This is a genomic window from Parabacteroides sp. Y3-G-102 (assembly GCF_023656845.1).
In the GTDB taxonomy this organism is placed as follows: domain Bacteria; phylum Bacteroidota; class Bacteroidia; order Bacteroidales; family Tannerellaceae; genus Parabacteroides; species Parabacteroides distasonis.
In genome coordinates this window covers 21713-28276 of the sequence record NZ_JAMOKU010000063.1, presented here as the reverse complement: position 1 = coordinate 28276, position 6564 = coordinate 21713, and the positions used below count along the sequence as shown (strand labels likewise).

Below are 6564 nucleotides of genomic sequence, written 5' to 3'. Positions count from 1 at the left end.
GTGTCTATGTTATCAGTATGAAGTTAAAAGAAGTGACTACTATATCAGTATTACTTTATAACTACTGTCTACTGATTACGTTTATAAACAAAAAAAGTGTCTAGATAAATCAGGAAAAGACAGTGCCTATATATGTAAAAGTAGTTTCTATATAGGGAAACAAAAGTTTTCTGATTGATAAACTTTTGTTTTTTACCATAAAAAACTGCAAATGCTTATATGCTAATATTTTAAATACATAATATAACTAGTAGATACATAGTGTGCCGCATCTCCTTGCTGGCTGATCGTATCTCAAAATCACTATTGAAAAACAAATATTTTAGTGGTATTTATAAAATAAATTTTATAACTTGCGTTTAAGTTGTAAACTGTAATCTAAATGAAGAGAACACTAGGACTGACTTTGCTACTTTTCGCTACCCTTTTTTCTTGTATGCGCCAAGAAAAACCATTACCTGCGGAATTATCTCGTGCGGAATCTGTGATGTGGGAGCATCCGGATAGCGCATTATCTATATTACGTTCTATGCCTCAATCATCACTCTCTAGCGGAAAGAACTATGCTACTTGGGCGCTATTGTTGGCACAAGCCCGGGATAAGGTATATGGTAAACGCCTTCCGGATTCGTTGAATATCCCTTCCTCGGATAAGTTGGTTCAAGATGCGATGGATTATTTCGAGAAAGAGGATGACTTGAAAAGGATGGCGCAAGCGTATTATTATAAGGGACAATTATTGGAGGATCAGAAAAAGTTAACGGAAGCGATACCTCTCTTTTTAAAGTCTAAAGATATAATGACAAGGTTGGATGAGCCGCTTTTTACTTATCTGATCTGCCAATCATTAGGAAATACGTATCGTTATCAAGATCTTTATGAAGAATCGTTGGTACAATTAAAGGATGCTTATCAATACGCATTACGATCAGGAAATGGAGAACGGATATCTTATGCTCTATCGGAGCTGGGAAGAACTTATGTGCATATAAATGAGATGGATAGTGCCTTATTCTATTTTGGTAAATCATTGGAAAATGCTAAAAGATTAGGAAATTTAGAACTTGAAGCTATGGCTATGGGAGAGCTAGGCGTTGTTTATAATGAGTTAAGTCAAGGAGAAAAAGCTTTACATTACACTAGAAAAGAGCTTGACTTATGTTTACAAGTATCTTCCTTACATAAGCTTCCTCAAATATATTACAAGATAGGTAGTGCTTTTTGGAGTTTGGGGCAACTAGACTCAGCAAAGGTCTACTTTCAGAAATCTTTAGAAACGGACAATTTGTATACGCTAAGTGAAGCCTATGAAGTGTTATATTATATATGTGTAGAACAAAAACTTTACAAGGAGGCCATAGAATATAATAACCAATATCTTATTTACTCAGATTCGCTACAGGTAATAAATCATGCTGGAGAATTGGCTGAAATTCAGGCTCGGTATGATCATGAGAGATTGTTGAACATAAATAACCAGCTAAAACTAGAAAAAACGAATCAAGAGATAATCGGCTTGTTTGTCACTGCGGTTCTGTTGATTCTTATAATCGTCTATCAATATCGTGTATTGCGGAAGGAAAAATCTTTAGCGCATGCTAGAGAGCAAATACGAATTTACAAGGAATCGATAAGAGAGAATGAGAATCGTATAAAAGAAAATGAGCAATTGATCGCCACGTTAAATAATAAACAGCAGGAAATCGACGAGATTGTTTCAGAGAATAAAAGTTTATTGGATCAAAATGCGGAGTCCCATAAAGAGATAGAGAAATATGAAGAGCTACTGAAATCCTCATATAAGAAACTAGATGAGCAATTACCTTATTTCGATAAATTGAAAGACCTAAAAGAGCATCCTAAATATCTGAAGGATGCAGATTGGTCATTAATCATAAACTGGACAAACTTGCAATACCATCAGTTCTATACACGGTTAGAGAAAGATTTCCCTGATTTCTCCGAATTAGATAAGCGATATTGCTGCTTAATCAAGATGGGGTTCAGTTCTTCCCAAATAGCTGTTTTTGCGAACTCTCTCCCCGAGTCTGTATCCAAACAGAAACAGCGTATCAAACAGCGTATCAAAAAAAGCAAACAAATACCTTCCGACGTAAGTTTCTTACTAGATCAATATCTCAAAGAGTACTAAAAACAGGGGATGTCCATATGTGTGTTTTTAATTTATTGATTATCAGTGCTATCTGGTCTTGATTTGTCCATGTGTGTTCCTTGACTATGTATGAAAATGAGTCTACATTTGTGCTAGACTTTTATACAAAAGATATGCGTTTATACTCCATTATTATTCCTGTTTATAACAGGCCGGATGAGCTTGATGATCTGTTATCAAGCCTTTGCAAGCAAACCTATGTCCATTTTGAGGTTATCGTGGTGGAGGATGGTTCGGAGATACCGGCGAAAGAGATTGTTGGGCGATACCAAGGGCGATTGGATCTTCATTATTATGTGATCTCGAACTCCGGCCCGGGTATGGCGCGTAATCATGGCGCTAGGCAAGCGCGTGGCGAGTATCTGCTCATACTGGATTCTGACGTGGTACTACCCTCCACGTGGCTTGAGCATATACACGACTCGTTGAATCATTATCCGGTGGATGCGTTCGGTGGCCCGGATAAGGCGCATGCCTCGTTTTCCCCGATCCAGAAGGCGATCAATTACGCCATGACCTCATTCCTGACGACCGGTGGTATCCGCGGCGGGAAGAAAAAGTTGGATAAATTTTATCCCCGTAGTTTTAATATGGGAATAAGGCGGGATGTATATGAGTGTCTGGGCGGTTTTTCCGGCATGCGATATGGTGAGGACATTGATTTTAGCATACGGATCATGGAGGCTGGTTATCGGACCCGGCTATTTCCTTCGGCATGGGTTTATCATAAAAGGCGGACGGATCTCATGCAGTTCTTCCGTCAGGTGCGTCATTCGGGGGAGGCCCGGATCGCATTGAACCGGAAACATCCCGGCTCATTGAAGCTGGTACATTGCTTACCGGCATTATTCACGTTTTCAGTCTGTCTATTGGTTATCGGCTCATTCTTTTGCTGGTTGTTTCTGGTGCCTCTTATTATTTATGCCCTTTTATTGTTTGTAGACGCAATGTTCCGCAATAAATGTGATTTACGTGTAGGGTTGTTATCTGTAATAGCCTCTTTTACGCAATTGTTTGGATATGGAGTCGGTTTTTTGAGAAGTATTATTTGAAAATTCATTTAAATGGAGGGGTATGCACAGAGGCTATTGAAGGATACCAAACTAAAGGAAAAGATTTTTAGTTGAGTAGTAGGCTTAAAGAAGATATTTTTTTGTGGCAAATGAATATTTTTATTGATATTTGTGGATAAATTTTATAACTTGCGTTTAAGTTGTAAACTATAATCTAAATGAAGAGAACACTAGGACTGACTTTGCTACTTTTCGCTACCCTTTTTTCTTGTATGCGCCAAGAAAAACCATTACCTGCGGAACTATCTCGTGCGGAATCTGTTATGTGGGAGCATCCGGATAGCGCATTACTCTGTCTTTCCTCTTTGGATAGCTCAATCATGAATGAGCCGGAAAATATACGTATGTACCATGCTTTGCTTAAGATTAAAGCTAAAGATAAGCTGTATATTCCTCATGAATCAGACTCTTTGATTAAATCAATAGTTCAGTATTATGAGGACTATGGGACTCCAGATCAATTAATGGAGGCATATTATTATCTAGGAAGTACATACCGGGATATGGGAGATGCCCCAAGAGCGGTGAGAGCTTTTCAAGATGCTGCGGACATAGGGAAAGATAGTAAGCGATATGATATATTAGGACGGGTTTATGAGCAGATGGGATATCGACTGGCATATCAAGGTTTGTATGATGAGGCTCTCGAAGCTTATAGGAAATCGTATGAATACAAGATGTATGATAAAGGAAAAGGAGAGGTGATCGCATTGAGGAATATTGCTCGGATCTATAACGCCAAGCAAGATACAGACAGTGCTATATACTACTATCAATCTGCTTATGAGAAGGCATTGTTATTAAATGATCAATCGAGAATAGATAATGTACTAAGGGAATTGAGTAGCATCTATATAGATATGGGAAAATATGATTTGGCTAAAGATTTGTTCAGTAAGGTTTCAAGTATGAAGAATCAAGCAAATATATATTTTGGATTAGGTTGTATATATGAAAGCTATAAGCAAATAGATTCAGCTCTATATTATTTTGAGAAAGCAAATGAGTATGGGAATATCTATATGAAAAAAAATACGTATAGAATCTTATCCAAAATAAAAAACCAAGAAGGAGACCGTAAATTAGCCTTGAATTATGCGTATAAATGTATAGAACTGTCTGATTCAATTAAGAATCAAACAAAAACGGAAGCTGTAGCAAAAGTTAACTCATTATATAAGTATCAGCATACAGAAAAGGAGAATGTTCAATTGAAAATAGATAATGAAAAAAGAAAAATTCGCAATTATCAATTTGCATTATTTGTTGTTTTAATTATTTTCTTTAGTCTATGTTATATATATGTGTTAGAAAAGAAGAAAAAAGCAGCGATTGAAAAGGAGAAAAAAATACGTCTATTGAAAGAGAATCAATATGCGGAAAGTTTGGATTGTATTGAATATAATAATAAGAAAATTTCATATCTAGAGGAACTTTTGCAGCAATCGGAGTGTCAAAGAGATAATTTTAAAAAGCAACTTGTGCAATCTCAAAAGGAATTATTAGAACTATCAAACCGAAAGATTCTTACTTCTCAAAATGAAAAAAGTTTGCTTGAAATAGCTTTTCGAAAATCCGAAGTCTATCGGTTATTTCATGAAACAAGTAATAATACTGATACGGAAATTCAGAATAAGGATTGGAAGGAGTTGAGAAAAGAGATTGATACAACCTATTCAAATTTCACCGCTCAATTATATGCTTTATACCCGCAAATCTCAGAGTTAGAACTCCATATTTGTTATTTGATAAAAATATCCATGCCCGTGAAGGACATTGCAAGGTTAGTTGGACGCTCGACTCCTGCAATAACAGCATCCCGGATTCGTCTCTATAAAAAGATTCATGGAACAGAAGGTACCGCAGAAATGATGGATAAATTTATCGCTGATTTATAATAACTTAATCGCTGTAAACAAAAAGTAAATAAGAAGTAAATCCTATTTTGCTTATAGATTTCTCATAGAGACTATTTTTGTTTATAAAAATAGATAATGAAAAAGAGAAGTTTTATATTGGGATTAGTATTTCTGATGTTTGTTTCTTCAGTTGTGTATCCGAATAGAGTGAAGGATACTGAACAATCTTGGGAAGAAGAGGAAGATCGTTCTATAATATCTTCTCCTACATTATCAATAGATGAAAATAATATTTACATCCATTCTAATAAATTATTGGATGGACTTAATGTGAAAATTATAAATATAAAAGGAAATGTACTTTATAATGACATCATAACTGTTTCTTCTGAGATAGAATATCCTATTTCTATAGATTTTTTGCTGAATGGTGATTATAAGATATTTATCTCAAAAGGAAATAATTATTTGGTTGGATATTTTGATGTGTTAAAATAGATATTATCAACTTAAATCTTTAAATCATGAAAAGATCTGTATCTTTATTAGGCATACTATGCCTATTCGTATCGTTTAGTGTCCAAGCCCAGTACACGAACATACAGACGTGGGGACAAAAATTGTATTATAACGGGAGTGATTATCCGGGTACATTTTTGAAATTAAAAGTTGCGGTCGCTAATCCTCGTATCTCAGGAACAGGAGGAAAGGTCGTTTTCTATGATTCAGAAAGCTCCCAGTATAATTATATAGAAGTAAAGGGGGTTTATCAATCTTCGGATGCTCGGTTGAAAACCAATATCACTCCCTTAAATAGTGGATTAGGAATCATATTGGGGTTAAAACCGGTATCTTACAATTGGAAAAGTGAGACATCGCAATTGAGATCAGCAGAAGCCGTACCTTCTAAAGCTTTTGGTTTCTTGGCACAGGAGGTAGCTGAGGTTATGCCAGAGATTGTGACGTTAAGTTCCACAGGTGATAGCTTGGTGGATTACACGGCTGTTATACCCGTTTTAGTACAGGCTGTAAAAGAATTGGACGCTACTATCCAACAACTGGAATTGCAATTGGATGAAAAAGCTAATTTGTCTGATTTGCAGAATAACAAGAATTTGACGAGTAAGTCTTTGCTCTCGAATGCGGTAATGAATCAAAATACGCCGAATCCGTTTAATTCTACCACGAATATATCCTTTACGATCCCTACATCCGCACGTTCCGCTTTTATCTCTATTTGCAATTTGCAAGGAACTCAAGTTAAGAAATTCGATATCGCTACCCGGGGAGAAGGTAGTATAATGGTAAGCTTTTCTGATCTAGGTGTCGCAGGTATGTATATGTATTCTTTGGTAGTAGACGGACAGTTGATCTCAACGAAACGTATGCTATTGGTACAATAATATTTATTTCTATTGAAGCTATAGTTTTTTTGATAAGATTGAGTGATACTGTCTGT

Annotated in this window: 5 protein-coding genes; all 5 read left to right on the top strand. The window is 36.0% G+C overall.

Going from position 1 to position 6564, the window contains the following annotated elements:
• The first annotated feature begins 382 nt into the window (after positions 1-382).
• The 5 genes from NBH16_RS21375 (at position 383) to NBH16_RS21355 (ending at position 6508) form a co-directional block, all read left to right on the top strand.
• On the top strand, positions 383-2152 hold the full coding sequence (locus NBH16_RS21375) for a tetratricopeptide repeat protein (RefSeq protein WP_121960721.1): 1770 nt from the start codon (positions 383-385) through the stop codon (positions 2150-2152).
• A 134-nt stretch (positions 2153-2286) separates the two neighbouring features.
• Entirely contained in the window at positions 2287-3225 is a 939-nt protein-coding gene (locus tag NBH16_RS21370; protein ID WP_129984326.1) for a glycosyltransferase family 2 protein, read from the top strand.
• Between the two features lie 179 nt (positions 3226-3404).
• Entirely contained in the window at positions 3405-5144 is a 1740-nt protein-coding gene (locus NBH16_RS21365) for a tetratricopeptide repeat protein (RefSeq protein WP_008778955.1), read from the top strand.
• A gap of 96 nt (positions 5145-5240) precedes the next feature.
• A complete protein-coding gene (locus NBH16_RS21360; RefSeq protein ID WP_005863687.1) occupies positions 5241-5603 on the top strand; it encodes a DUF3244 domain-containing protein in 363 nt (120 codons plus the stop codon).
• A 26-nt stretch (positions 5604-5629) separates the two neighbouring features.
• A complete protein-coding gene (locus NBH16_RS21355) occupies positions 5630-6508 on the top strand; it encodes a tail fiber domain-containing protein (RefSeq protein WP_250789042.1) in 879 nt (292 codons plus the stop codon).
• Positions 6509-6564 lie beyond the last annotated feature (56 nt).

What these genes read in the sequence shown, in the direction of transcription:
- NBH16_RS21375 (WP_121960721.1), top strand. Translation starts at nt 383, where the DNA reads ATGAAGAGAACACTAGGACTGACTTTGCTACTTTTCGCTACCCTTTTT.
- NBH16_RS21370 (WP_129984326.1), top strand. Translation starts at nt 2,287, where the DNA reads ATGCGTTTATACTCCATTATTATTCCTGTTTATAACAGGCCGGATGAG.
- NBH16_RS21365 (WP_008778955.1), top strand. Translation starts at nt 3,405, where the DNA reads ATGAAGAGAACACTAGGACTGACTTTGCTACTTTTCGCTACCCTTTTT.
- NBH16_RS21360 (WP_005863687.1), top strand. Translation starts at nt 5,241, where the DNA reads ATGAAAAAGAGAAGTTTTATATTGGGATTAGTATTTCTGATGTTTGTT.
- NBH16_RS21355 (WP_250789042.1), top strand. Translation starts at nt 5,630, where the DNA reads ATGAAAAGATCTGTATCTTTATTAGGCATACTATGCCTATTCGTATCG.